This is a genomic window from Cyanobium sp. ULC082 (genome assembly GCF_977927535.1).
The window spans coordinates 88,558-112,852 of record NZ_OZ376398.1; the positions used below are offsets into that span (position 1 = coordinate 88,558).

Below are 24,295 nucleotides of genomic sequence, written 5' to 3' on the forward strand. Positions count from 1 at the left end.
GGCTCCCGCCTGAGGCCAGCGAGCGGTTGCTGGCGGTGCTGGGAGCCTGCGAAGCCGTGGAAACCGCCTTCGATGTGGATCTCACCCTGCGCGGCTGTCCCGCGTCAAGCCCTGCTGATGGCCTTGAGCCCTGAACAGCGGGCACGGCACGAACAACAGCCGTCGCACGATTGCGCTACATCCATTCCATGGACGTGATTAGCATCCTGCACAGCAGCAGCTGGCAGCCCAGGGTGAATTGCTTCTCACCAACAACGGTCAGCCCGTGGCCTTGATGGTTTCTGTGGATGGCAGCACCCTCGAGGAATCTCTGCAGGCCCTCCGCCTCGCCAAAGCCCAGCTGGCCCTGAGGCAGCTGGGCCGAGCAGCCCGTGGCTCCGGCGCCGCGGAACTTGGCAACGCAACCATCGACGATGAGATCCAGGCCTTGCGCCAACAGCGTCGCCAACAAGCCCCCTGCTGATGCACGTGGTCCTGGACACCAACGTAGTGGTGTCGGGCATTCTCAGCCCAACAGGTCCACCGGGAAGATTGCTGGATCTGGTGATGGACGAAACCCTGCAACTCATGGTGGAACCACGCATCCTTCAGGACAACCTGGAGGATCTTGCTATCCAGGTTCTGGCCTATCCATGGCCCCACCCCCTGCCAGACCCTGATGACGCCGTTTTTCTTGCCACCGCCAAGGCCGGCATCGCGCTGCTTGTGACTGGCAACATCGCCCACTTCCCTCCTGCACTGAGGGGCACCGTTGAGGTGCTCAAGCCCAGGGTGGTGCTCGTTGATGCAGTGATGCGTTGATGCTATGGTGCAGCTCATGCGTACCACCCTCAACATCGAAGACGATGTCCTCGCTGCGGCTAAGGAACTCGCCCGCAGTCGAGGCACATCGGCAGGGGATGTGATCTCCCAGCTGCTGCGAAACGCCCTTTCTGGCGTTTGTGGCGAAGGGGAGAAGACGGATGCTGAATCTGCGGTGGTTGCGGGATTCCGACCCTTCCAGGCAGAACGCCTGCAGCTGGTCACCAACGAACAGATCGACCAGCTGCGCGATCAGAACGGCCTTTGATGCGGGCCCTGCTCGACATCAACGTGATCATCGCCCTGTTGGATCGCGGCCATGTGATGCACAGAGCCGCCTGCCTCTGGATGGAGCAGGAGCTTCAAGACGGCTGGGCCACCTCCCCAATCATCGAAAACGGCGTGGTGCGGATCATGTCCCAGCCCGCCTATCCCAACCATCACCCAGCGCCGCAGGTGGCCGCCCGTCTGACAGAAGCGTGCAACCATCCCAGCCACCAGTTCTGGCCTGAGGAAATCAGCCTTCTGCAGAAGGGCCTGATCCGCTGGGAACGGCTGCTGGCCCCTCGTCAGATCACCGATTGCTATCTCCTGGCACTTGCCGTGACCCGCGGCGGCCGATTCGTGAGCTTCGACAAGCGCATCTCCCTGGAACTGGTACCCAGTTCAGGCGCGGCCAATCTCGCGATCATTCCGCCAGTTGCCCCATGAGCTCAGCTGCCCCTGTCCCCCTCGCCGCCGCTCACCCAGGCCTCCAGGCCCTCTCCTAAAAACGAGAGCCCCAGCACCAGCACGAACATGGCCAGGCCGGGGTAGAGGGCTGTCCACCAGATGCCGGTGGGCAGGGCCGTGAGCGCCTGCTGCAGATCGGCGCCCCATTCCGGGATCGCTTCCGGCAGCCCCAGGCCGAGGAAACCCAGCCCGCCCAGCACCAGCACCGCATCGGCGGCGTTGAGGGTGAGCAGCACCGGCACCGAGGTGATCACGTTGCGCAGCAGGTAGCGGCGCAGGATCCACAGCGGCCCCGCCCCCAGCGACTGGGCCGCCTCCACATAGAGCTCCGCCTTCACCTGGGCCGTCTGGTTGCGCACCACCCGGAAATACTGCGGGATGTACACCACACAGAGCGCCGCTGCCGCATTCGGCAGGCCCCGCCCCAGCAGAAAGGCCAGCACCACCGAGAGCAGCAGCACCGGCAGGGTGTAAAGCGTGTCCATCAGCAACACCAGGATCCGATCGAGCCAGCCGCCCAGGTAGCCGCTCAGCATCCCCAGCGGCACGCCGATCAGCAGCGCCGTGGTAACCGCCAGCAGCACCACCTGCAGGGCCACGCCACTGCCAGCCAGGGTGCGAACGCACACATCACGGCCCAGGCGGTCGGTGCCGCACCAGTGGCCCAGCGACGGGGCCGCATAGATCGGGTTCTCCAGGCCGGTGTTCGGATCCGGCAGCACCCCCAGCTGGATCAGCAGCGGCGTGACCACGGCCAGCAGGCCATAGGCCAGCACGATCAGCACCCCCCAGCGGGCCATCCGGCCCGAGAGATCCCGGGGCTGCCAGCGCCACAGCGCCCGCATCAACGCTGGTCGAGGCGTTCCTTCAACTGCTCCAGCTCCTCCTTGATGTCCATCATCTTCGCCGCCGCTTCATCCTGATCCATCGCTCTGCGCTGCCGCTCCTCCTCCTGGTAGCCACGCATCGACCGGAACATCAGGCCGCCACCGCCGCCGATCATCACCACCATCGCCATCAGGCTCCAGAGGCTGGTTTCTCGAAAGCTGAACAAGAGGCTCTGCAGCACCCCCGCACCCACCGCTGCGGCGGAGGCCCAGACCAGAAACCAGCCCGCCTTTCGATAGGTATCCGCCAGCAGGAAGGCAACACCGATGCCGAAGGGAATCATCAGCAAACCAAAGCCCCCACCCGCTCCCAGAGCGAACGTGCCACCCCAAAACGACCCAAACCCCGAGCCGCCCAACCGGCCTGAGGCCAGGCCTCGCAAACCGGAGCCCACCATCACCTGGTTGGTGAACAGGAAAATTCCTGCGGCGAACAACGACCCACCCAGCAGAAACTGGAGAAAGTCCTGGCTGGGTTGGCGGCTCACGACCCTTGAAAACCGAATTGATAGCGCTTATCCGGCCTGGAAACCGAAACGATCAACAGTTTGAAACAAGCCAACCAAGGGGAAATCCCCACGTTTTCTCAGATTTTCTTAAGCACACCAAAGCGATGCCCTCTCTAGTTTAGCTGGTTGAAGCGGATGGTCCTACTTCAACGCTTGGCTGAATTTTTGTTGTGAATGGTCCTGTCACAGGGCGCAGCCGGGGTCTGATCGTCGACGACGACTCCGAACTGCGCCGCTTCCTCGTTGCCGAGCTGGCCGTGGAAGGAGTTGATCTGGAGGAGGCCGGCTGCGGCCAGAGCGCCCTGAGCCTGATCCGGGAGAGCCCGATGCCGTTCGAGCTGGTGCTGCTCGACTGGAGCCTCCCCGATTTCAGCGGCGTGGAGATCTGCCGCCGGCTCCGCTCCAGCGGGCTCACCATGCCGGTGCTGATGCTCACCGGCCGGGATGATGTGCGCGATCGGGTGGAGGCGCTCGATTCCGGCGCCGATGATTTCATCAGCAAGCCGTTCTCGATCGAGGAACTGCTGGCCAGGATCCGCGCCAGGCTGCGGCGCACCAGCTTCCACCTCAATGGCAGCGAGGCGGAGCAGCTCAGCTTCGCCGACCTCACCATGAACACCGCCAGCCGCGAGGTGATCCGCAACGGCACCCAGGTTCACCTCACCGTGCGGGAGTACGACCTGCTGCGCTGCCTGCTGCGCAACCCCAACCGGGTGAACGAACGGGAATCCCTGCTCAAATCCGTGTGGGGCGACAACCACTACGGCGACGACAACCTCCTCGACGTCTACATCCGCTACCTGCGCAAGAAGATCGAGTGGCCAGGCCTGCCCACCCTGATCCAGACCGTGCGCGGCGTTGGCTTCATGCTGAAGGAAGGGGCTCTGAAGGGGTGAAGGGTGGAAGGCTGAGCTGGAAGTCGGCGCCACCATCCGGGCCGTCCACCACCCTCGCCTCACCCCCCATCCGCCGCATCAACAGCCGCACCACCGAGAGGCCGATGCCGCTGCCCCGCCGCGCCGCGGCCGTTCCCTGGCCCCCGCTTCCCTGCACGAAGCGCTCGAAGATGATCTCCTTCTCGGCATCGGGCACCCCGGCTCCGTGATCCCGCACGTGCACCAGCACCGGGCTGCCCGGCCCGTCGGGGCTTGCGAACAACTCGATCGGCCCATCGGCCGTGTGCTTCAAGGCGTTCTCCACCAGGTTGGTGAGGCACTGCTGCAGCCGGTCACCGTCACCGCAGGCCTCCAGCACCGGGCCATCCAGGGGCGCACGCAACCGCAGCCGCTCCCCGGCAAAGCCCGCCAGCCGCTCGTAGGCCTTCAGCAGCTCCTGCTCCACATCGAGCCGCTGGCGGCTGAGCACCAGCTGGCCGGTGTCGTCGCGGGCGATGTCGAGCAGATCACTCACCAGCCGCCCCATCCGCTCCGCCTCACCCTGGATCAGGGCCAGTGGACGGGGACTCTCAGCCGGGCCGTGGGCCGCCAGTGCCTCCTGGCGCAGCAGGCGGCGGGCATAGCCGCTGATCAGGGTGATCGGCGTGCGCAGCTCATGGGCCACCCCATCGGCGAAGGCCCGCTGCCGCTCGAAGGAGAGCGCCAGCCGCTCCAGCAGGGCATCGAAGGCAAGGGCGATCGGTTCGAGCTCCTCGGGCCGGGGCCGCTCCTCCAGCCGCTGGCGGCTGAGGCTGTCGGCCTGGATCGTGGTGATGGCGGCCACAAGCTGATCGAGCGGTTGCAGGCCCCGGCGCAGCGCCAGCCGCAGCAGGGCGCTGGTGAACAGGGCCGTGACCCCGGCAAAGGCGATCAGCAGCAGCTGGGTCTGCCGTTCCCGCTCGGCATCGATGCTGAAATCCTCCAGCACATGCAGCTCCGCCATGCCCTTGCCCAGGGCCACCGGCCGGCTGGAGCTCAGGAAGGTGCGGCCTTCGATCTCGAAACTGCTCGGGCGCACGCTGGAGTTGGCAAAGGCGCTGGCGGTGGCCAGCAGGCGCCCCATCGATCCGGGCGCCGCGCCGAAGCCCCGATCGGCCGGCTCCTGGAAGGGAATCCCGTTCGCCAGCTCCAGCCACACCAGCGCCCCCGGTCTCACCACCCGGTTGATCCGCTCCTGCAAGCCCGGCGCATCCGCTGGCACGGGCGCCAGGCTGAACTGCCGTTGCAGCTGGTCCACCCCGTCGTTGTGGAGTGCGATCCGGTTCTCGGCGTTGAGCTGGCGGTTGGCCAGCAGCAGCACCCCGTAGCCGGCCAGCACGGCCAGGAGGCTGCTGGCCTGGAGGCGGCGGCGGATGGAGCTCAACGAATCCCTGCATCCATCACCAGAGTGTCCCTCAGCGGCGGCGGCTTTCGGCCCTTGCTGATCCATCCGTTCTTTTCCCCTAACCCGCTCCCGCCACCGCCTCGCTGACGATGCGCTGGGCCGAGCCGCCGCCCGCCGTGAACTGTTGCTCCAGCCGCAGGGCCACCAGCTGGGCGCCGGGATCCAGGCAGGCCGAGAACGGCAGCCGGGCCGAACGGTTCAGGTCCACGGCGGCGGCGGCGTCTCCGGCGGCCAGCAGCGGGCGGCATCCCTGCCAGGGGGTGGCGCTGGCGGCCAGGCCGTCGATCACCACCCGGCTCTGGAAGGCCGTGCCCGCCGCCACCTGGCCATGCAGCCCGAAGGCGGGGCCACAGCGGATCAGCACCCGGCCCTGCCAGATGCCGCTCGGCGCCGCCCCCACCGAATAGGTCACCATCCCCTCCGGCGTGCTGAGCTGCAGCACCGCCGTGCGTCCGGCCAGGCCGCACACCGAGCCGTGCCGCTCCGGATCGGCCGCCACCGCCGTGGCCCGCTGCAGATCGGCCCGGATCAGGGCCAGGGCACGGTCCTGGTTGGCCCGCTCCCGCAGCAGCCGGCTGAACCGCTGGGCATTGCGCCCCTCCCCCAGCAGCGCCTGCAGCACCACACCGCAGAACAGCAGGCCCAGGCCCATCGCCAGCAGCAGCTCCAGCAGGGAGAAGCCGCCGTGGGGCTGGGATTCCCCGGCAGGGAGCCTGCGGGCACGAGCAAGACGGGCACGGATCAGAACAGTTGCCATCAAGATGAATGGGTAGAGGACGATCGGGATTCAGAGGCTGGGATCGGGCTGGCAGAGCTCGCTCTCCGGCGTGCCGTCGGCGCTGCCCCCGTAGCGGCCGAGCCGCACGATGCCAAGGGGCAGCGCCATCACCAGGCAACGGCGCAGGGCCGTGCCAGCGCTGGCCAGCACCACCGTGCCGCCATCGAGCACCAGGCCATTGCTGCTGAAGCGCAACACCTCCGGCAGGTTGTGATTCAGGGCCACCGTGGCGCTCTCCACCCCCTCAGCCAGCGCCAGCGTTGAGGCGCGGCAGGCGATCAGGCTGCCGGTCGCCGGCGGCTGCCAGCCCTGCTCAGAAAGGCTCAGGCCGCAGGGCTCACCGCGCTGGGCAGCCTCGGCCCGGCCCCGTTCGATGCCCTGGGCCAGCCGCCGGGTCGCCGCCTCCAGCCGTTGCCTGGCCAGGCTCTCACTGCCCGCCTGCATCGCCATCCCGGCCAGCAGGCCCAGCACCGCAACCGTGATCAGCACTTCCGTGAGGCTGGAGCCCTCCTGGCCCCAGCGGCCGCGGCCGGGAAGGCCAGCACGGCGCCCTTTTGGTCTCATGCCCCCACCTCGCTGTCGGTGAGGGGCGCCTCTGGTTCAGCGGCGACGGGCGGGCAGAGGCCGTGGGCCGCCGCGCTGAACAGCCGGCGCCGCTCCAGCCCCAGCGGCTCGGCCCGATAGACCAGCCAGAAGCCGTGCGCCACCGGTGCCGCCGCCGCGCTCAGCTGGCGGCTCACCCCGGCCGGCAGCGCCGGGCCGGCCACCTCCAGCTGCCGGCGCATCCTCAGGCTGGCGGCCTCGCAACCCGGCCGCTCTGCCTGCCAGGCCAGGGCCGCCTGGCGCAGGCTGTGTTCCCGCCGCAGCAGGTCGGCATCGATCAGGCGCAGGGTGTCCTGCCGCTCAGCGGTGGCCTGGGCCCAGCTGGCGCTCGCCCCCCACAGCTGCACCGAAGCATTGGCCGCCAGGGAGAACACCAGCATCGCCATCGTGATCTCGGTGAGGGTCATCGGCCCAGGCTCCGCACGCCGAGCACCTCGGCCGGCCGGGCCGGATCCAGCCGCAACCGGAACAGCCCCTGCTGGCGGCTGGCCGACGGGCCCCCGGCCTCAAGGGCGAGCCGCAGCTCACCCGCTACCGGCTGCCACGACAGCAGCCGGTAGCGGGCGCTGCCCACCGGGGCCTCCAGCAGCGGGGCGAGGCCGGCGCCTGGCCCACAGCCCGTTGCCGGCCAGCTGGCCGAGGCCGTGGCCAGCAGGCAGCCGTAGGGGCCGTTGAACTGGGCCGCCACCTGCTGGGCGGCGGAGGCCAGGGCGTCGTCGGCCTGGCGCTGGCGCAGCTCGGCCGCCAGCAGCTGGCTGCCATGCAGGGCCGCGGTCTGCACCGAGAGGCTGCTGAGCAGCAGCACCAGCCCCACCCCGAACGAAAGCGGCAGGAAGAAGCCCTCGTCCGGGGTGGATGCTGGGGCGATGGGCTTGAGCGAACTGTGGCGGGATGGCATCGGCGGCCTCCTGGGCGGATCACCGTTTCAGCGTTCCCACCCGCTGGTGGATTCATCCCGGCCCGGCGCCTGGCGGGCCACTGGGCCATATCTTGTAACAGCTTGCTGATGCTCGATCAGCGGGCCAGCCCGGCCCCCACAACCCGGGAATACGGCTTTGCGCAAAGGATTCGCAGGCGGCTTCCCCCACTCGTTTCCGGCAGGATTCCCCCCTGCTCAGTGCTGAACGGAACCACAATCCTTCTTAAGAACCTGATAGTGTATTGGAAGATACAAAAGGTGAGAGGTTTCTAAGAAATCTCTGAGATAATGCGTGCGCGGACTCTTTTCTTACTGATCAATTCCAGGCGTTCCCAGGCCAGGAATCGATCCAGCCAGGCGGGTTTTTCCCTGGCGATGGCCCTGTTCGTGATCCTCACGGTGATCCTGGGCTCGGTGGCGATGGCCAGCCGCACCACCCTCGGCAACCTCAGCGCCGCCTTCCAGGGCGAAAGCCGCGAAGCCCGCGAAGCCGCGGAAGCCGGCTTGGCCACGGTGATCAGCACCTTGAACCAGGAGCCGAACCGCAAGCTGCTCGTTTCAGCCGTGCCGCTGAACAGCTGGGCGGCCGGCGACACCAGCCTTCAGAACCCCTGTGCCGCGGACGGCACCGCTCCCACCGCCACAGCCATCAATTTCAGGAACGGCGCCGTTAACACCATCGCCGGCAACGCCAACCGCCGCTTCGTGCTGCGCAGCGTTGAAATCAAGAATTCCAATCGCAATCAGCGCTTTTTCAGCAACTCCGCCGGCGCCAGTTCCAACACCGGCAGCTACAACGACAGCCTGATCAATCTCGATAACGCCGCCAACGTCGGCTACATCGCCCTCACCATCGAAGGCCAGGTGCTCAACGCCGGCGGCCAGGTGGCCACCGCCACGGTGACGCGAGAATTTCAGGTGGTGCCGAAGTGCTGCAAGATCTCCTTCGGCACGATCACAGGTCTGCCGGCCCACGGCAATGATCCCCGCGCCTGCGACAACAGCTTCCCGCGCCTGCTGGTGGGTGCTGCCCTGGAGCAGCCCGGGGTCGGCAGCCCCCCCGTTGCCGTTCCCCCCGGCGGCGTCACCTTCGCCGACAGCGGCGCCCAGCTGCGGGTCCAGAACGAGGGCGCCACCAGCGTCAGCGCCAACAAACCACCCGACATCATCTGCCTGACCCGAGGCACCTGCCCCGGTGTCTCCGGACCCATCGATGGCAGCGTGCCGGTGCGTGGCGTGGGCGTCAGGCTTCCCGCCCTGCCCGTTTATCCCCCTTGTCCCTCCGGCCAGACCTGCCCCGGCACCAGCGATGGCATCGCCATCACCTCGAACTCGATCTGCAGCAGCGCTGGCGAAGTGGTGAACATCGTTGGGAACGGCAACTTCACATGCACGAACACCGAAGTAGCCAACTCAAGGGATTATCTCCGGGTCAATGATGCAAACACCGGGATTCAGCTCTGCAACACCACCAACACCAACCTCAATGCCCCCGGCACGAACGGAGAGCCGAATCTCTCGACAACCATCGTGAACGGCAGCTGTTCCGGCGCGATCAACAGCTTCTGTGCCCGCACCGGTAGCTCCGCCGCCGACTATGCCTACCACTGCCGGATCAGATCACTCACCGTCAGCGACGACACCCGCAATAATAACGAAACCAATCGCCGCCAGAACAACACGTTCGTGATCGATTCCTCCCGGGCGCCGATCTATCTCTATCTCAATTCCGAGTGGAATGCCGGCAACATCACCACCGTCGACAACTGGGATGATGGCCAGATCCAGCATGTCAAGTGCGCCACACCCACCAGCGGCAACACCGCCTGCGCCACCCGCGCCCTCCCCGATGATTCCAGCCGGGCAGCCATCTACAGCAACCGCGAGATCAATGTTCAGGTGGGTGACGACGGCTACATCCGCGACCTCTTCATGTACCTGCCCTACGGCACCCTCACCCTCCGCGAAGATCCCGACGCCGATGACAACCCCTTCGGCATGCCGAACTATCGCGGCTCCCTCTGGGTGAACAACCTCTCGATGGGCACCGGTGCCCGGCCCGGCTACAACACCCAGATCGCCGTGCCGCCCCTTTCCGGCTCCTTCTACGGCCTCACCAATTCCGCCGCCCAGCCCTTCCGCCTGCCCATCTTCGACTGGGTCGCCCGCAGCAGCGCCTCCACCTCACTCTTTTGATCGGGTGGTTTCGATGCTCTCCCAGCTCCGCCAGTCCCCATCCCCACCGAGCGGCGGCTTCGCGATCCTGGAGATCCTGATCGCCACCGTGCTGCTGGCGGCCACCTTTTCGATGGCGGCCATGCTCAGCATGGTGAGCAGCCGCTCGATGATCAGCAGCGAGGCCCGCAGCAACCAGCAGTCGCTGATCGACAGCGATCTCGCCGCCATCCAGGATCTGGCCGAAACCTTCACCTGGTGCTCCGGCGCCGGCGGCTTCACCACCTGCACCACCGGTGTGCCCGCCCGCAGCGAGAACTACTACTTCCCCACCACCACAGCAGGCATCACCGCCTTCGAAACCGCCTGCAACAACAACGCCAGCGACACCCTCAACCCCGTCCTGAGAACGGCGATCAACGCCAGACCGGCCCTGGCCGGGATCACCCGCACCCTGGCCACCGACGACATCGCCACCAATCGCCTGCGCATCACCTACGCCGGCGCCAATGCCAATCGCCTGGTGGTGTTCACCCCCACGGTGGCGGCCTGGTGTCCATGAGCAAGCTCCCCCCGCCACGGCTGGTCGCTTCCGGGTTCACCCTGATCGAGCTGATGGTCACCGTGGCCGTGCTCGGGATCGTTTCGGCCGTGGTGATCAACGCCACCGGCAGTGAATGGCGGCGCGAGCGGGTCAACGGCGTGGCGATCGAGCTGGCCGCCTGGCTCGAAGCCGTGCGTTCCTCCTCGCAGCGGCTGGGCGGCAACGGCTGCACCGTCACCTTCTCCTCCGGCACCCTGGCCGCCGGCGCCGAGATCGCCCGGGTGGCTCCCGCCGCCTGCGCACCCACCTCGCCTGTTTCCACCAACGACGCCAACGCCCGCGCCTTTCGCCTGCCGGCCGTCGCCGATGGCCCCGACCGCTACGGGGTTGCCCTGGCCCCCGCCAATCCCACCACCCTCAGCTTCACGCCCCGCAACTCCGTGTCCGCCACGGTCAACACCGACCTCAAGGTGCACCTGGCCGGCACCACCCAGCTGCGCTGCGTGCGCCTCACCCCCACCCTCGGCCTGATCCAGATCGGCAGCAATGGAGCTGCCGCCAGCAGCGCCGCCAACTGCACCTCCTATGCGGTGTTCTGAGCCATGAACCGTCGCACTCCACGAAACGAAGCCGGTTTCAGCCTGATCGAGCTGCTGGTTGGCCTGGTGATGGGCGGCTTTCTGATGGCCGCCGCCGCCAGCACCGTGGTGTCCCAGATCCGCAGCGGCAACCGGATGGAGGTGGCCCAGAGCCTCCGCAACGACATGGGCCGACTCTCCAGCTTCCTCGAGGCCGAAATCGGTGAAGGGGACACCATCCGCTACGGGGTGGCAATCACGGGTGCCGGCGGCTGCACCGGCGCCAGCGGCAACTCCCTGTTCACCATCGATGTGCCCAACCTCGGCGCCACCGGTGCCACCCTTGTCACCACCCCGATTCACTACTACCTGACCGGCTCAGGCAACACCGCTGCCCTCAACCGCTGCGGCCCGCCGATCAACGCCAACGGTTCCCTGAACTTCGCCGGCACCCGCATCGCCACCCTGGTGAGCCCCAACACCACCCTCGCTCTCAACAATGCGATCGATGCCAAGGCGGTGCATTACAACCTCACCATCCGGGACGCCAACGCAACCAACCCGATGACCCGCACCACCATCTCCACCAAAACCCGCGTCACCCTGATCAACTGATCGGCAGCGGGGTTTGCGGGTCCAGGTCCTGCCATCCAGCAAGCGGAGCCGGTCTTCAAGCGCTTCCGGCGGAGGTGGTTGCAGCTCATCCTTGCCGGACACTTCGGCCCAGATCCGAGTGAGAGTGTGCCCTCAGACCTGTTGTCCCAGGGCCATGTTCAAGGCTTTGAGAGATTTCTCAGTTGCCTGACGGGCGGCAAAGCAGGCCCATTCAGCCAGTCTGCCCTGCTGATTCAGGAGGTGGCCTGAGGCAGGGGATTGGCCAGATCAGGGAAAGCTCTCAGCACAGCGCGGTCCGCCGTGATCAGCGGTATGCCCAACTGTTGAGCAGCGACCACGAATTCACAGTCATAAGCGCTGCAGCCACTGGTGGCCGCCAGCCGGAGCACAGCGTCAGAACACACCGGTTCCTCATGGCGAATCACCAGGTCTTCTGCCTGCTGCTGCAGGCTGAGCACTTGATCGAGGCTCAGGTCGCCTCGCCGCAGGTATCCGCTCAGCACGTTGCGCCATTCACTGCGCCACAACGGCGGAGCCGCCCAGTTGGGTTGATCGATCAGCAAGGCTTCCGCCAGCGCTGTCTGCGGGCCGGGAAGCAGCAGATAGGCCACCACGTTGGTGTCCACAGCGATCACGGGCGGCCCTCACGCTTGAACGCGTCGCTGTCGGCGGGGGCAAAACCATTGCGCGGCAGGGTCTCGCGAAGTGCACGAATAGCCGTCAGGCGTTCCTCCGCCCCAGCTGGTGCCAGCGTCAGTCCAGCTTCGAGGCACACGATCGCCTCGCTGTTGAGGCTGCGGCGATGCTGCCTGGCCGCAGCGCTCAGACGGGCGTGGAGTGCGTCCGGCAGGTTCTTGAGGGTGAGGCTCTTGGCCATGGCAGCCACCAGTTCATCAACGCTGCAACCATTATGCAACCGTTTTGGTTGCAGCGGGCTTCGCTGGCGCATGCGCGGGTGCCACGGAATCGCAACAACGTTGCTATGGATAGTCGGTAGCAATCCCAAAAGCGCCATGGCGCAGCTTTTGATCCGGCAGCTGGATAATCAGGTGGTGGCCGCGCTCAGGGCCCGTGCCCGGGCTCAGGGCCTCTCCCTGGAGCAGAGCCTGCGAGATCTGCTCACCACCACGGCCCAGCAGGACGAATCCCTTCGCGGTGAGCTGGCTCGCCTGCTCAACGCTGGACCCTGCGGCTGGCACCAGATCTGGCGCTGGTGGAACTGCTGAACGCGGGTTGGAAAAGTCTGCGGCTGGGGGCGATCACCTCCGAACAGTTCCAGGTGTTGGCGAACCGCGCCGCCGAACCGTTCAGCCGCCTGATCCCCTCCAGCACACTGTTGGCCCGAGCCGGATAGTAGTGCCTGGAACTCGATCATCCCTCCCACGACTGCCTCTACGTGGCCCTGGCCGAACAGGAACGGGCCTTCCTGCAGCCCTCGATCTGGCCTGCCTCACTGATTCAGCTTCAATACCGCCATGAAAGCCTCCTGGGGCACTTCCACCCGGCCCATCGCCTTCATCCGTTTCTTGCCCTTGGCCTGTTTCTGCAGCAGCTTCTTCTTGCGGGAGATGTCGCCGCCATAGCACTTGGCCAGCACATCCTTGCGAATCGCACTGATGCTTTCACTGGCGATGATCCGGCTGCCGATTGAGGCCTGGATCGGAATCTTGAACTGCTGCCTGGGGATCAGCTCCTTGAGTTTCTCCACCAGCCCCTTGCCCACGTTGTAGGCCTTGTCGCGGTGCACGATCGTGGTGAGCGGATCCGCCTTCTCGGCATTGATCAGCACATCGAGGCGCACCAGTTCATTCTTGCGATAGCCGATCAGGCTGTATTCCATCGAGGCATAACCCTTGGTGCGGCTCTTCATCTGGTCGAAGAAATCCGTTACCACCTCGGCCAGGGGCATCTCGTAGTGCAGCGTCACCCGGTCGGTGGTGATGTACTTCATGTCGATGAATTCTCCCCGCCGCTCCTGACACAGCTCCATCAATGTGCCGTTGTAGATGTTGGGGGTATAGATCTCCAGCTTCACATAGGGCTCCTCGATCGATTCGCGTTTCTGCGGATCGGGCAGGGTGGCCGGATTGTCCACCATCATCAGCGAGCCGTCGATCAGGGTCACCTGATAGATCACCGATGGCGCCGTCACGATCAGATCGAGGTTGTACTCCCGCTCCAGCCGCTCCTGCACAATCTCCATGTGCAACAGCCCCAGAAAGCCGCAGCGGAAGCCGAAACCCATGGCACTGCTGGTTTCCGGCTCGTATTTCAGCGCCGCATCGGAGAGCTGCAGCTTGTCGAGCGCCTCCCGCAGATCCGGGTACTGATCGGCGTCGGTGGGGAAGAGGCCGCAGAACACCATCGGCTTGGCCTCGGCGTAGCCGGGCAAGGGTGCGGAGGCCGGATCGGCCAGCAGGGTGATCGTGTCGCCGACGCGGGCATCGGCCACAGCCTTGATCGATGCCGCCAGATAGCCCACCTCGCCGGCATGCAGGCTCTCCACCTGGCGCTGATCGGGCGCCATCACCCCCACCTCATCGAGTTCGTAGCTGGTTTTGCTGGCCATCAGCAGCACCTTGTCCTTGCGAGCGATCCGTCCGCTGATCACCCGGAAATAAACGATCACACCCCGGTAGGCGTCGTAATAGGAGTCGAAGATCAGGGCGCGCAGCGGCTCACTCACCCGGTCCGGTGGCGGCGGCACCCGGTCGACCACCGCCTGGAGGATGGCCGACACCCCCAGGCCGGTCTTGGCCGAGCAGGCGATCGCGCCGCTGGTGTCGAGGCCGATGATCGATTCGATCTCCTCGCTGATCCGGGCCGGATCGGCGCCGGGCAGGTCGATCTTGTTCAGCACCGGAATGATCTCCAGCTCGTTCTCCAGGGCCAGGTAGACGTTGGCGAGCGTCTGGGCCTCCACCCCCTGGCTGGCATCGACCACCAGCAGCGCCCCTTCACAGGCCTGCAGGCTGCGGCTCACCTCGTAGGAGAAATCCACGTGGCCGGGGGTGTCGATCAGGTTGAGGATGTACAGCTCCCCATCGGCTGCCCGGAACTCCATGCGGGCGGCCTGGAGCTTGATCGTGATCCCCCGCTCCCGCTCCAGCTCCATGTTGTCGAGGAACTGGGCCTGCATGTCCCGTGCCGCCACCGTGCCGGTTTCCTGCAGCAGGCGATCGGCCAGGGTCGATTTGCCGTGGTCGATGTGGGCAATGATGCAGAAGTTGCGGATCCGTGAAACGGGAACGTCGGTCATGCGCGTCGAGAAAGCCCGTTCAGGGAAGCCAGTGGATCAATCCTAGGAATGAGGGGGCCGGAGCCCAGCGCCGGAGCCACCAGGGCTGGCGGTTGGTGCTCCACGTCCGCTCCGGGATGAGCTGGCCTCGATTCTCCAGAAGCCGATCACCACCAACGCGCAACCTGCGGCTGTGGACCGACGGTGACGGACCTGAATCGACAGAGTCACCAAATCCCCAGTCCAACGCACAGTAAGGCGTACAGGAAACCCAGGTTTGACATGGATGCGATGTCTTACACAGCCGTCAGGGCAAACCTGGCTCAGACCATGCGACAGGTCTGCGACGACCATGAGCCGCTGATCATCACGCGTCGTGGAGCGCCCGCCGTGGTGATGCTGTCTCTCGATGATTGCAAAGCCATGGAAGAGACCGCCCACCTGCTGCGCTCCCCGGCCAATGGCCGGCAACTGCTGGAATCCATTGCCGCCCTGGGCACCGGCACCGGCGAGGTCCACGAACTCCTCCCGTGCGACTGATCGTTGCTCCCAAGGCTTGGCAGGACTATCTCCACTGGCAGGAGCATGACCGCAAGATGCAACAACGCATCAACCATCTGATCGAAGCGATCCGCCGTGAGCCCTTCAGCGGCATTGGCAAACCCGAGCCGCTGAAGCACGCCCTGGCGGGCTGGTGGTAGCGGCGAATCGATGGCGAATCAATGGCGAACACCGGATCGTCTACCGCATCGAAGCGCGGGATCTTCTGATCGCTCAGCTGCGCTACCGCTACTCAAACCAGACGCCTGCCAGGACACCTCTCTAAAGTCAGATCATCTCCACAAGACCCCATGAGCACCGAAACCGTCAATGACCCCCGCGCCCTCACCGTCGAGAACGTCGAGCGGGTGCTCGATGAGCTGCGCCCCTACCTGATGGCCGATGGCGGCAACGTCGAGATCGTCGAAATCGACGGGCCGATCGTGAAAGTGCGGCTGCAGGGCGCCTGCGGCTCCTGCCCCAGCAGCACCATGACCCTGAAGATGGGCATCGAGCGCAAGCTGCGCGAATCGATCCCCGAGGTGAGTGAAGTGGTGCAGGTGCTCTGAACCTGGGCCCGCAGAAGAGCTGACAACACTCAGTCTTAGGCTGCCGCTCACTTGCCGGTTGGGCCGTGCTGGATCAGCGCCTGGTGCGCGACACCCCTGAGCGGATCGTCGACCAGCTCTCTCGCCGTGGCCTGAAGCTCGATCTCACCGCCCTGCAGATGATCGCGCGCCAGGAGCGCGATCTCCAGCAGCAGCGCAGTGAGCTTCAGGCGGAGGGCAACCGGGTGGGCCGCCAGGTGGGCGAACTGATCCGCGCCGGCGAGCCGCCCCACAGCCCCGCCGTTCAAGTGCTGCGCGACCAGGGCAACCGGCTCAAGCAGCAGGTTGGCGTGCTCGAAGAGGAGGAGAAATCCCTCGAAGCCCGTCTGCACGACCAGCTGCTCTCCTTCCCCAACCTGCCCTCGCCGCTTTGCCCGGAAGGCCGCAGCGAGGCGGACAACGTTGTGGTGAGGAGCTGGGGCCAGCCCCGCCGGATCACCAACGGTGCCGCACCGCTGCAGGAGCACTGGCAGATCGCCGAGCGGCTGGGCCTGATCGATACGGAGCGATCCGTGCGGATCGCTCAGAGCCGCTTCGTGACGCTGCTGGGCCAGGGGGCCCGGCTCGAGCGGGCCCTGATCAGCTTCATGCTCGACCTGCACGGCCGCCGCGGCTACCGCGAAGTGATGCCGCCGATCCTGGTGAACTCCGCCAGCCTCACCGGCTCCGGTCAGCTGCCCAAATTCGCCGAGGAAAGCTTCCGCTGCGCCGACGACGACCTCTGGCTCACCCCCACCGCCGAGGTGCCGATCACCTCCCTGCACCGCGATGAACTGATCCCCGCCGAACAGCTGCCGCTCAAGTACGCCGCCTACACCCCCTGCTTCCGCCGCGAGGCCGGCTCCTACGGCCGCGATACCCGCGGCCTGATCCGCCTCCACCAGTTCAACAAGGTCGAGCTCTACTGGTTCTGCCACCCCGACGAATCCGAAGCGGGCCACGCCAGCCTCACCGCCGACGCCGAAGCCGTGCTCCAGGCCCTCGCTCTCCCCTACCGGGTGCTCGACCTCTGCACCGGCGACCTCGGCTTCTCCGCCGCCCGCACCTTTGATCTGGAAGTGTGGCTGCCCGGCGCCGGCGTCTACCGCGAAATCTCCAGCTGCAGCACCTGCGGCGATTTCCAGGCGCGCCGCTCGGCGATCCGTTTCAAGGATGGCAAGAAGACCCGCCTGCTCCACACCCTCAACGGCAGCGGCCTGGCGGTGGGTCGCACCATGGCCGCCCTGCTCGAAACCGGCCAGCAAGAGGATGGCAGCGTCGTGTTGCCACCGGTGCTGGTGCCTTATTTCGGCACCGACCGGATCGGCCCGGAGCCCTGAGCCCAGCGGCGGCTGCGCGGCTGCGCGGCTGCGCCGCGACGCCGCCTCCGGGCTCAGGGCTCCGGGCCGCGGGGGTGGGCAAAGGAAGGGGTGGCGGCTGGGGGAAAGGAAGCGGTGGCAGGGGAAGAGCAAGCGGCGGTGGCGACGGGCGTGGAAGTGGTGAGACGGCAGGATTACCTGGGCGGGCGCGGGAGACGCATTCCCCCGCTCCCGGAGCCGCCGGAAACACCCCCGCTCCCCCAGCCCCCTCACCCCTGCCCCAGCCTCGCGATACCGCCCCCTCAACACACCCCAACCTGCCTCTCAACCTGCGGATCCCGCCCCCAACGCGACGTTGCGGCGCCGCAGCGCTCCCGCAGGCCGTGTCGCCGCGCCGCGGCGCAACGGCCGAAGGGAGCACTGCGGCGCCGCAACCCCCAGAATGGGAAGGTCTTCATCAAGGCTGAATGGGCGTTCTCTCAGCACTGGCGATCCTGGCCGCTCTGATCGTGGTGCATGAGGCCGGCCACTTCTTCGCTGCCACCTGGCAGGGCATCCGCGTCAGCGGCTTTTCGATCGGCTTCGGCCCGGTGCTGATCGAGCGCCAGCGGCGCGGCGTTCAGTTCGCCCTCCGGGCCATCCCCCTGGGTGGCTTCGTGGCCTTCCCCGATGACGATGCCGAAGACAGCGGCATCCCCGCCGACGATCCCGATCTGCTGCGCAACCGTCCCCTGATCCAGCGGGCGCTCGTGATCGCCGCCGGGGTGCTCGCCAACCTGCTGCTGGCCTGGGCGGTGCTGCTGGCCCAGGGTGCTCTGGTGGGCATCCCGGCCGGCTTCAGTGCCAGCCCCGGGGTGGTGGTGGCGGTGGTGCAACCCGGCCAGCCTGCTGCCCGGGCCGGCCTGCTCGCCGGCGACCGGATCCTCAGCCTCGGCGGGGTGCCGCTGGCCGGCGGCCAGGCAGCCGTGGCTGATCTGGTGGCCGACATCAAGGCCGCCCCCAGCCGGGCCCTGGCCCTGGAAGCCGCCCGTGGCGAGCAGCGGCTGAGCTTCCGCCTCACCCCCGACGACAACGACGGCATCGGCCGGATCGGTGCCCAGCTGCAACCCAATGGCAACGAAGCCTTCCGCCCCGCCCGGGGGCCCCTGGAGGTGATCGGCGAAGCCAACCGCGTCTTCGTGCAGCTCACCCGCCGCACCGTGGATGGCTTCGTTGCCCTGGTCACCCGCTTCAGCGAAACGGCCCCGCAGATGTCCGGGCCGGTCAAGATCGTCGAGATGGGGGCTTCCCTGGCCAGGAGCGGTGGCGGCAGCCTCTATCTGTTCACGGCGCTGATCTCGATCAACCTGGCCGTGATCAACGCCCTGCCGCTGCCCCTGCTCGATGGCGGCCAGTTCCTGCTGCTGCTGATCGAAGGCCTGCGGGGCCGGCCCCTGCCCCAGCGGCTGCAGCTGGTCTTCATGCAGTCGGGCTTCCTGCTGCTGGTCGGGCTCAGTGCTGTGCTGATCGTCAAGGACACCAGCCAGCTCTCGGTGGTGCAGCAACTGCTCGGCCGCTGAGATGGCGGCGGCTCCCGGACCGCGGCCGCGCCGGCCCCGCTTTCCATCGGCGCGCCGACGGGCCCCGCTGATCCTCGAGCGGCTCGGCCAGCTCTACCCAGACGCCACCTGCTCGCTCGACTGGCGCAATCCCTGGGAGCTGCTGGTCGCCACCATGCTCTCGGCCCAGTGCACCGACGAACGGGTCAACCGGGTCACGCCCGCCCTGTTCGAGCGCTTCCCCGATGCCGCCGCCGCCGCCGCGGTCGACAGCGACGCGGTTGAGCCCTACGTGAAATCCACCGGCTTCTTCCGCAACAAGGCGAAAAACATCGTGGCCAGCTCGCGCCTGTTGCTCGAACGCCATGGCGGCGCCGTTCCCAGCTCGATGGCGGAGTTGCTGGAGTTGCCCGGCGTGGCCAGAAAAACAGCCAATGTGGTCCTGGCCCATGCCTTCGGCATCAACGCCGGGGTCACCGTCGACACCCATGTGCGACGGCTGAGCAACCGGCTCGGGCTCAGCAAGCAGCGCGAACCCGGCCGGATCGAACCGGAGCTGATGAAACTGCTGCCACAGCCGGAATGGGAAAACTTCTCGATCCGGATCATCTTCCACGGCCGGGCCGTCTGCAACGCCCGCAAACCCGCCTGCAGCGGCTGCCCCCTCGCCGATCTGTGCCCCAGCCACCCGGACCATGGCCCGGCCGGACGGTAAGGTGAACGATCACTGCACCAACACAGCAGCCGCATGGCGAAGAAGTCGATGATCGCGCGCGACGTCAAGCGCAAAAAAATCGTGGCTCGCTTTGCCGTCAAGCGCGCTGCTTTGATGGCCGCCTTCGAGGCCGCTCCCGGTCCGATGGAGCGCCTTGAGGTGCACCGCAAGATTCAGGGCCTGCCCCGCAACAGCGCCGCCAACCGCGTGCGCAACCGCTGCTGGGCCACCGGCAAGCCCCGCGGCTACTACCGGGATTTCGGCCTCTGCCGCAACCAGCTGCGCGAGATGGCCCACAAGGGTCTGTTGCCAGGCGTCACCAAGTCGAGCTGGTAGAGATTCAGGCCGGCCGGTGCTGCCCTTGGCACTCCGTTCCCAGCTTTCGCACCCGGGTGGCCATGGCCACCCTTTTTTTTGCCGAACCGCCTGGCCTGGCTGCAGAGCACAGGGCTGGCGGCGGTCGCGCAAGCCAAAGTGCGAGAATGGATACCGACAACAAAACGGACATAAGCAGAAGTGCCAGGAAAAACTCAGTCGGTCTCCTTCGATGGTCGGGAGATCCGGCTGACCACAGGGTTGTTCGCCCCCCAGGCGGGCGGTGCGGTGTTGGTGGAATGCGGTGAAACCTCCGTGCTGGTCACGGCCACCCGCGCCAAGGGCCGCGAAGGAATCGATTTCCTTCCGCTCACCTGCGATTACGAAGAACGTCTCTACGCCGCCGGCCGCATTCCGGGCAGCTTCTTCCGCCGGGAAGGGCGCCCTCCCGAGCGGGCCATCCTCACCACCAGGCTGATCGATCGGCCGATGCGGCCCCTCTTCCCCGCCTGGCTTCGCGACGACCTCCAGGTGGTCGCCACCACCCTCTCGCTCGATGAGCGGGTGCCGCCCGACGTGCTGGCGGTCACCGGGGCCTCGATTGCCGCCCTGCTGGCCAGGCTTCCCTTCTATGGCCCGATGGCGGCCGTGAGGGTGGGCCTGCTCGGCGACGACTTCGTGCTCAATCCGAGCTACCGGGAGATCGAGCGCAGTGAGCTTGATCTGGTGGTGGCCGGTACCCCGGCCGGCGTGGTGATGGTGGAAGCGGGCGCCAACCAGCTGCCCGAACAGGACGTGATCGAGGCGATCGACTTCGGCTACGAAGCCGTCGGCGAGCTGATCAAGGCCCAGCAACAGCTGCTCGCCGAGCTCGGCATCGAGCAGGTGATCCCCGAAGCCCCCAGCGAAGACCCGACCCTCGCCGACTTCCTCGCCCAGGAATGCTCCAGCGGCATCGGCGAGGTGCTGAAGCAGTTCACCCAGACCAAAGGCGAGCGCGACGAAAAGCTCGATGCCCTCAAGGCCGAGGTGGCCACCAAGATCGCCAGCCTCACCGAAGCCGATCCGATCCGTCTGGCCAGCACCGGCAAGGCGCTTGGCAACAGCTACAAGGCCCTCACCAAGAAGCTGATGCGGGCCCAGATCCTCACCGAGGGCAAGCGGGTCGATGGCCGCAACCTCGATGAGGTGCGGCCGATCACCGCCGCCGTCGGCGTACTGCCCAAGCGGGTCCATGGCTCCGGCCTCTTCCAGCGGGGCCTCACCCAGGTGCTGTCCTGCGCCACCCTCGGCACCCCCAGCGACGCCCAGGAGATGGACGACCTCAACCCGTTGAGCGAGAAAACCTACCTCCACCACTACAACTTCCCTCCCTATTCCGTCGGCGAAACCCGTCCGATGCGTTCCCCGGGCCGCCGCGAAGTCGGCCACGGCGCCCTGGCCGAACGGGCCCTGATCCCGGTGCTTCCCGCCAAGGAAGGCTTCCCCTACGTGATGCGGGTGGTTTCGGAGTGCCTCAGCTCGAACGGCTCCACCTCGATGGGCTCGGTCTGCGGCAGCACCCTGGCGCTGATGGATGCCGGCGTGCCGCTCAAGGCGCCGGTGAGTGGCGCCGCCATGGGCCTGATCAAGGAGGGCGATGAGGTGCGCATCCTCACCGACATCCAGGGCATCGAGGATTTCCTCGGTGACATGGACTTCAAGGTGGCCGGCACCGAGAAGGGCATCACCGCCCTGCAGATGGACATGAAGATCGCCGGACTGGCGGTGAGCACCATCGCCGAGGCCGTCAACCAGGCGCGGCCGGCCCGGCTGCACATCCTCGAGAAGATGCTCGAAGCGATCGAGAAGCCCCGTGACACCCTCTCCCCCCATGCCCCCCGCCTGCTCAGCTTCCGGATCGACCCGGAACTGATCGGCACCGTGATCGGCCCCGGCGGCCGCACGATCAAGGGCATCACCGAGCGCACCAACACCAAGATCGACATCGAAGACGGCGGCATCGTCACGATCGCCAGCCACGACGGCGCCGCCGCCGATGAAGCCCAGCGGATCATCGAGGGCCTCACCCGTCGCATCAGCGAAGGGGAGCAGTTCAGCGGAACCGTCACCCGGGTGATCCCGATCGGTGCCTTCGTCGAGATCCTGCCCGGCAAGGAGGGGATGATCCACATCTCCCAGCTCTCCGAAGCCCGGGTCGAGAAGGTCGAAGACGTGGTCAAGGTGGGGGATCCCGTTACGGTGCGGGTCCGCGAGATCGATAATCGCGGCCGCATCAACCTCACCCTGCGCGGTGTCTCCCAGGAACCCGCTGCCGTCTGAGCCCGCCGCCGGGGTGCTCTATCTGGTGGGCACCCCGATCGGCAACCGGGCCGATCTCTCCCCTCGCGCCCGCTCGGTGCTCAGCGGCGTCGACCGGATCGCCTGTGAGGACACCCGTCACAGTGGCCAGCTGCTGGCAGGGTTCGAGCTGCGGGGCCGGCTGGTCAGCTTCCACCAGCACAACCAGCAGGCCCGGGTGCCCGAACTGCTGGCGGCGCTGGTGGCCGGCGAAAGCCTGGCGGTGATCAGCGACGCGGGCCTGCCGGGCATCTCCGATCCCGGCGAGCTGCTGGTGGCCGCCGCCCGGTCGGCCGGCCTGCCGGTGGTCTGCATTCCCGGCCCCTGTGCCGTCACCACCGCCCTGGTGAGCAGCGGCCTGCCCAGCGGCCGCTTCTGCTTCGAGGGCTTCCTGCCCGCCAGGGCAACTCAGCGGCGCGCCGCGTTGCAGCAGCTGGCCGCCGAGCCGCGCACCCTGGTGCTGTTCGAAGCGCCGCACCGGCTGGTGGAGCTGCTCGAAGACATCCTCCAGCTGCTCGGCGATCGCCCGCTCCAGGTGGCCCGGGAGCTCACCAAACGCCATGAGCAGCAGATCGGACCCAGCGTCAGCGCTGCCCTGGCCCACTTCCGCCAGGTGCCGCCCCGCGGCGAATGCACCCTGGTGCTGGGCGGTGCTCCCGCGCCCGAGCTGCCCTGCTGGAGCGATGCCACCCTCAAGGCGAAGCTGACTGAACGGGTGGCGGCGGGCCTCAGCAGCCGTGATGCGGCCCGGCAACTGGCCGAGGAAACCGGACTGTCGCGCCGCGACCTCTACGCCCTGCTGCACCAGGCCGATGAGCCCGAAAGCCCCTGAGCGGCAGGCCCATCGTCACGCCACCGGTCAGACTCTGCTCAATGCGATGTGCGGGTCCGTGCTGCTGCGTCTGCGTCTGCTGATCACCAGCCTCGGCGGTGGCCTGGTCTTGCTGTTGATCCTTTGCCTCGGCGCCCAGAACCTCAGCGACAGGGCCAGCCTCCGGCTGGGCTTCGCCCGCAGCGTGCCCCTTCCCACCGGCTTCCTGGTGGGCCTTGCCCTGGTGGTGGGCGTGATCAGCGGCGGCAGCACCGCCGCCCTGCTGATGCCCGGCTCCGATCAGGATCCCGGCAGGGAGTAAAGCGCCCCTTCCAGCACCAGCCGGGTGATGCCCTGGCCCAGCAGATAGGAAGCGGTGCGATGAATCACCTGGCTGTCGGGCAGCTTGATGACGCGCTGGGTGCGGCCGCAGTGCCGTTTGGCCTGGCGGGGATTGGCAAACACCACCAGGGCCTGACGTTGCTGCTCCCCATCGGGCAGCCGCCCCAGCTCCGGGAAATCGCTGAGGGGGCGGGCCTGCAGTTCCACCGTCTTGTCCACCAGCATGTAAAGGCAGGCAGGCAGCAGAGCAACCTCCAGGGGCTGGCAGGTGGTGGCCGGACGATCCTCCAGAGCCGCTCCCACCGCCACGGTCACGAAGATGTTCGCTTCCCGATCACGGTCTTCAAGGCTGGTGTCCGTGTCCTCCTCAAGGCCCTCATCAGCATCGTCGTCAACGAAATCGTCGGCGTCGTCGATCGCCAGCAGCCCGGGGGTGTCGTCGTTTTCGCTGTCGTCACTTTCGCTGTCGCCACGTTCGTTGGTATCACGATCGTTCGCATCACTTTCGCTGGCCACGCGGAGCGTGGCCGCGCTGAAATGGGCTGAGCTGAAATGCTCTGCGCTGAGGGGGCCGGGGAGGGTGCCGGGGATATCGATCCCCTGCCGCTCAACTGTCACGGGATCCGCTGGCTCGGGATCCGGCAAGGCGTGGGGGGTGAGCGGGAGCACGGCCTGCTCAGCAGCGGGCGGGAGTGCCGCCCCCCGGGAGGCCCTCTGCCGCTTGAGCCGCTCGTAGAGCTCCTCTCCAAGCACCCCCTTGACCAGACGGATCACGGTGTTGGGGCTGCAGCCAAAGCCACTCGCCAGTGCCTGGGTCGACTCACCCTGGCGGTAGCGTTCCACCAGCTGGTGTTTCTGCTCGTCGCTGAGCCGGATGGCCGCCATGGAACAAGGTTGCGCAGCCGCTCACCTTAGGCTGCGCCAGTGGGCCGTTAGCTCAGCCGGATAGAGCATGCGACTTCTAATCGCACGGTCGCTGGTTCGAATCCAGCACGGCCCGTTTCCCGATCCTCTCCACCCCGGGCAGCCTGGCGATCAGCCAAAAGCCTGGCCAGGGAACCCTGACGCCAGAACAGTTCAGTAGCAAACA

Annotated in this window: 34 protein-coding genes and 1 tRNA gene; 22 read left to right on the plus strand and 13 right to left on the minus strand. The window is 66.8% G+C overall.

Features of this window, described 5'->3' with window-relative positions; all coding sequences use genetic code 11:
* Positions 1–274: 274 nt before the first annotated feature.
* The 4 genes from ACXMDY_RS09775 to ACXMDY_RS09790 are packed head-to-tail and all read left to right on the plus strand — an operon-like array spanning position 275 to position 1,512.
* On the plus strand, positions 275–463 hold the full coding sequence (locus ACXMDY_RS09775; protein WP_457767596.1) for a hypothetical protein: 189 nt from the start codon (positions 275–277) through the stop codon (positions 461–463).
* Positions 463–801, plus strand: a complete 339-nt coding sequence (locus ACXMDY_RS09780) for a putative toxin-antitoxin system toxin component, PIN family (protein WP_259702013.1) — start codon at positions 463–465, stop codon at positions 799–801. Before ACXMDY_RS09775 ends, ACXMDY_RS09780 begins: the two co-directional genes overlap by 1 nt.
* Positions 802–817: 16 nt before the next feature.
* Positions 818–1,069, plus strand: a complete 252-nt coding sequence (locus ACXMDY_RS09785) for a ribbon-helix-helix domain-containing protein (RefSeq protein WP_259702012.1) — start codon at positions 818–820, stop codon at positions 1,067–1,069.
* Entirely contained in the window at positions 1,069–1,512 is a 444-nt protein-coding gene (locus tag ACXMDY_RS09790) for a TA system VapC family ribonuclease toxin (RefSeq protein ID WP_259702011.1), read from the plus strand. The genes ACXMDY_RS09785 and ACXMDY_RS09790 overlap by 1 nt, the downstream gene beginning before the upstream one ends.
* A 2-nt stretch (positions 1,513–1,514) precedes the next feature.
* On the opposite strand, the gene ACXMDY_RS09795 is transcribed toward ACXMDY_RS09790, so the two are convergent.
* A complete protein-coding gene (locus tag ACXMDY_RS09795; protein WP_259702010.1) occupies positions 1,515–2,378 on the minus strand; it encodes an ABC transporter permease in 864 nt (287 codons plus the stop codon).
* A complete protein-coding gene (locus tag ACXMDY_RS09800; RefSeq protein WP_259702009.1) occupies positions 2,378–2,908 on the minus strand; it encodes a hypothetical protein in 531 nt (176 codons plus the stop codon). Before ACXMDY_RS09800 ends, ACXMDY_RS09795 begins: the two co-directional genes overlap by 1 nt.
* Positions 2,909–3,099: 191 nt before the next feature.
* Here ACXMDY_RS09800 and ACXMDY_RS09805 point away from each other — a divergent pair, with 191 nt between their 5' ends.
* Positions 3,100–3,825 (plus strand): response regulator transcription factor, encoded by a 726-nt coding sequence (locus ACXMDY_RS09805; protein ID WP_457767597.1) that lies wholly within the window; start codon positions 3,100–3,102, stop codon positions 3,823–3,825.
* Here ACXMDY_RS09805 and ACXMDY_RS09810 read toward each other — a convergent pair.
* From ACXMDY_RS09810 to ACXMDY_RS09830, 5 genes are all read right to left on the minus strand, one after another.
* Entirely contained in the window at positions 3,794–5,227 is a 1,434-nt protein-coding gene (locus ACXMDY_RS09810; RefSeq protein WP_259702008.1) for a sensor histidine kinase, read from the minus strand. The genes ACXMDY_RS09805 and ACXMDY_RS09810 overlap by 32 nt on opposite strands.
* Positions 5,228–5,306: 79 nt before the next feature.
* Positions 5,307–6,005 (minus strand): prepilin-type cleavage/methylation domain-containing protein, encoded by a 699-nt coding sequence (locus ACXMDY_RS09815; protein WP_259702007.1) that lies wholly within the window; start codon positions 6,003–6,005, stop codon positions 5,307–5,309.
* Between the two features lie 30 nt (positions 6,006–6,035).
* On the minus strand, positions 6,036–6,590 hold the full coding sequence (locus tag ACXMDY_RS09820; protein WP_259702006.1) for a GspH/FimT family pseudopilin: 555 nt from the start codon (positions 6,588–6,590) through the stop codon (positions 6,036–6,038).
* Positions 6,587–7,036 (minus strand): hypothetical protein, encoded by a 450-nt coding sequence (locus tag ACXMDY_RS09825; RefSeq protein WP_259702005.1) that lies wholly within the window; start codon positions 7,034–7,036, stop codon positions 6,587–6,589. The genes ACXMDY_RS09820 and ACXMDY_RS09825 overlap by 4 nt, the downstream gene beginning before the upstream one ends.
* Positions 7,033–7,527, minus strand: a complete 495-nt coding sequence (locus ACXMDY_RS09830; protein ID WP_259702004.1) for a hypothetical protein — start codon at positions 7,525–7,527, stop codon at positions 7,033–7,035. The genes ACXMDY_RS09825 and ACXMDY_RS09830 overlap by 4 nt, the downstream gene beginning before the upstream one ends.
* Positions 7,528–7,923: 396 nt before the next feature.
* Here ACXMDY_RS09830 and ACXMDY_RS09835 point away from each other — a divergent pair, with 396 nt between their 5' ends.
* The 4 genes from ACXMDY_RS09835 to ACXMDY_RS09850 are packed head-to-tail and all read left to right on the plus strand — an operon-like array spanning position 7,924 to position 11,460.
* Positions 7,924–9,744 carry a hypothetical protein gene (locus ACXMDY_RS09835; protein ID WP_259702003.1) on the plus strand — a complete coding sequence of 607 codons (1,821 nt, stop codon included), beginning with the start codon at positions 7,924–7,926 and terminating at the stop codon, positions 9,742–9,744.
* 13 nt (positions 9,745–9,757) lie between these two features.
* On the plus strand, positions 9,758–10,285 hold the full coding sequence (locus ACXMDY_RS09840; RefSeq protein ID WP_259702002.1) for a hypothetical protein: 528 nt from the start codon (positions 9,758–9,760) through the stop codon (positions 10,283–10,285).
* Positions 10,282–10,866 (plus strand): prepilin-type N-terminal cleavage/methylation domain-containing protein, encoded by a 585-nt coding sequence (locus tag ACXMDY_RS09845; RefSeq protein WP_259702001.1) that lies wholly within the window; start codon positions 10,282–10,284, stop codon positions 10,864–10,866. Before ACXMDY_RS09840 ends, ACXMDY_RS09845 begins: the two co-directional genes overlap by 4 nt.
* A 3-nt stretch (positions 10,867–10,869) precedes the next feature.
* Positions 10,870–11,460 (plus strand): prepilin-type N-terminal cleavage/methylation domain-containing protein, encoded by a 591-nt coding sequence (locus ACXMDY_RS09850; RefSeq protein WP_259702000.1) that lies wholly within the window; start codon positions 10,870–10,872, stop codon positions 11,458–11,460.
* A gap of 132 nt (positions 11,461–11,592) precedes the next feature.
* Here the strand turns inward: ACXMDY_RS09850 and ACXMDY_RS09855 are convergent, their stop codons facing one another.
* The 3 genes from ACXMDY_RS09855 to ACXMDY_RS09865 are packed head-to-tail and all read right to left on the minus strand — an operon-like array spanning position 11,593 to position 12,475.
* Positions 11,593–11,697 carry a HEPN domain-containing protein gene (locus ACXMDY_RS09855; protein ID WP_457767662.1) on the minus strand — a complete coding sequence of 35 codons (105 nt, stop codon included), beginning with the start codon at positions 11,695–11,697 and terminating at the stop codon, positions 11,593–11,595.
* Complete coding sequence (locus ACXMDY_RS09860) at positions 11,694–12,095, minus strand: type II toxin-antitoxin system VapC family toxin (protein WP_259701999.1); 402 nt, start codon at positions 12,093–12,095, stop codon at positions 11,694–11,696. Before ACXMDY_RS09860 ends, ACXMDY_RS09855 begins: the two co-directional genes overlap by 4 nt.
* On the minus strand, positions 12,092–12,475 hold the full coding sequence (locus tag ACXMDY_RS09865) for a FitA-like ribbon-helix-helix domain-containing protein (RefSeq protein ID WP_457767598.1): 384 nt from the start codon (positions 12,473–12,475) through the stop codon (positions 12,092–12,094). The genes ACXMDY_RS09860 and ACXMDY_RS09865 overlap by 4 nt, the downstream gene beginning before the upstream one ends.
* On the opposite strand from ACXMDY_RS09865, the gene ACXMDY_RS09870 reads away from it, so the two are divergent.
* Both ACXMDY_RS09870 and ACXMDY_RS09875 read left to right on the plus strand, forming a co-directional pair.
* On the plus strand, positions 12,474–12,686 hold the full coding sequence (locus ACXMDY_RS09870) for a FitA-like ribbon-helix-helix domain-containing protein (RefSeq protein ID WP_259701997.1): 213 nt from the start codon (positions 12,474–12,476) through the stop codon (positions 12,684–12,686). The two genes, ACXMDY_RS09865 and ACXMDY_RS09870, sit on opposite strands and share 2 nt — an antisense overlap.
* Positions 12,674–12,814: a hypothetical protein gene (locus ACXMDY_RS09875; RefSeq protein ID WP_259701996.1), complete on the plus strand. Its 141-nt coding sequence runs from the start codon at positions 12,674–12,676 to the stop codon at positions 12,812–12,814. The genes ACXMDY_RS09870 and ACXMDY_RS09875 overlap by 13 nt, the downstream gene beginning before the upstream one ends.
* 96 nt (positions 12,815–12,910) lie before the next feature.
* On the opposite strand, the gene lepA is transcribed toward ACXMDY_RS09875, so the two are convergent.
* The gene (gene lepA, locus ACXMDY_RS09880) at positions 12,911–14,719 is read right to left on the minus strand and encodes a translation elongation factor 4 (protein WP_259701995.1); all 1,809 of its coding nucleotides are present in this window, start codon (positions 14,717–14,719) and stop codon (positions 12,911–12,913) included.
* Positions 14,720–14,989: 270 nt separating this feature from the next.
* On the opposite strand from lepA, the gene ACXMDY_RS09885 reads away from it, so the two are divergent.
* The 4 genes from ACXMDY_RS09885 to serS all read left to right on the plus strand — a co-directional run bounded on the left by ACXMDY_RS09885 (position 14,990) and on the right by serS (position 17,165).
* Positions 14,990–15,238 carry a type II toxin-antitoxin system prevent-host-death family antitoxin gene (locus ACXMDY_RS09885; protein WP_259701994.1) on the plus strand — a complete coding sequence of 83 codons (249 nt, stop codon included), beginning with the start codon at positions 14,990–14,992 and terminating at the stop codon, positions 15,236–15,238.
* Positions 15,229–15,399, plus strand: coding sequence for a Txe/YoeB family addiction module toxin (locus ACXMDY_RS09890; protein ID WP_259701993.1), 171 nt, complete (start codon positions 15,229–15,231; stop codon positions 15,397–15,399). The genes ACXMDY_RS09885 and ACXMDY_RS09890 overlap by 10 nt, the downstream gene beginning before the upstream one ends.
* A gap of 150 nt (positions 15,400–15,549) precedes the next feature.
* Entirely contained in the window at positions 15,550–15,807 is a 258-nt protein-coding gene (locus ACXMDY_RS09895) for a NifU family protein (protein WP_259701991.1), read from the plus strand.
* 65 nt (positions 15,808–15,872) lie between these two features.
* A complete protein-coding gene (serS, locus tag ACXMDY_RS09900; RefSeq protein WP_259701990.1) occupies positions 15,873–17,165 on the plus strand; it encodes a serine--tRNA ligase in 1,293 nt (430 codons plus the stop codon).
* 281 nt (positions 17,166–17,446) lie between these two features.
* On the opposite strand, the gene ACXMDY_RS09905 is transcribed toward serS, so the two are convergent.
* On the minus strand, positions 17,447–17,602 hold the full coding sequence (locus tag ACXMDY_RS09905; protein ID WP_457767599.1) for a hypothetical protein: 156 nt from the start codon (positions 17,600–17,602) through the stop codon (positions 17,447–17,449).
* 9 nt (positions 17,603–17,611) lie between these two features.
* Between ACXMDY_RS09905 and rseP the strand changes: the two genes are divergently transcribed.
* The 6 genes from rseP to ACXMDY_RS09935 all read left to right on the plus strand — a co-directional run bounded on the left by rseP (position 17,612) and on the right by ACXMDY_RS09935 (position 23,185).
* Positions 17,612–18,703 (plus strand): RIP metalloprotease RseP, encoded by a 1,092-nt coding sequence (gene rseP, locus ACXMDY_RS09910; RefSeq protein ID WP_259701989.1) that lies wholly within the window; start codon positions 17,612–17,614, stop codon positions 18,701–18,703.
* Between the two features lies 1 nt (position 18,704).
* A complete protein-coding gene (gene nth / locus ACXMDY_RS09915) occupies positions 18,705–19,397 on the plus strand; it encodes an endonuclease III (protein WP_259701988.1) in 693 nt (230 codons plus the stop codon).
* Between the two features lie 33 nt (positions 19,398–19,430).
* On the plus strand, positions 19,431–19,733 hold the full coding sequence (gene rpsN / locus ACXMDY_RS09920; RefSeq protein ID WP_071800145.1) for a 30S ribosomal protein S14: 303 nt from the start codon (positions 19,431–19,433) through the stop codon (positions 19,731–19,733).
* 180 nt (positions 19,734–19,913) lie between these two features.
* Positions 19,914–22,034, plus strand: coding sequence for a polyribonucleotide nucleotidyltransferase (locus tag ACXMDY_RS09925; protein WP_259701987.1), 2,121 nt, complete (start codon positions 19,914–19,916; stop codon positions 22,032–22,034).
* Positions 22,006–22,884, plus strand: a complete 879-nt coding sequence (gene rsmI / locus ACXMDY_RS09930) for a 16S rRNA (cytidine(1402)-2'-O)-methyltransferase (protein WP_259701986.1) — start codon at positions 22,006–22,008, stop codon at positions 22,882–22,884. The genes ACXMDY_RS09925 and rsmI overlap by 29 nt, the downstream gene beginning before the upstream one ends.
* A gap of 58 nt (positions 22,885–22,942) precedes the next feature.
* Entirely contained in the window at positions 22,943–23,185 is a 243-nt protein-coding gene (locus ACXMDY_RS09935; protein ID WP_259702184.1) for a hypothetical protein, read from the plus strand.
* On the opposite strand, the gene ACXMDY_RS09940 is transcribed toward ACXMDY_RS09935, so the two are convergent.
* Positions 23,164–24,090, minus strand: a complete 927-nt coding sequence (locus ACXMDY_RS09940; protein WP_259701985.1) for a transposase family protein — start codon at positions 24,088–24,090, stop codon at positions 23,164–23,166. The genes ACXMDY_RS09935 and ACXMDY_RS09940 overlap by 22 nt on opposite strands.
* A gap of 41 nt (positions 24,091–24,131) precedes the next feature.
* Between ACXMDY_RS09940 and ACXMDY_RS09945 the strand changes: the two genes are divergently transcribed.
* Positions 24,132–24,205, plus strand: a tRNA-Arg gene (locus tag ACXMDY_RS09945).
* Positions 24,206–24,295 lie beyond the last annotated feature (90 nt).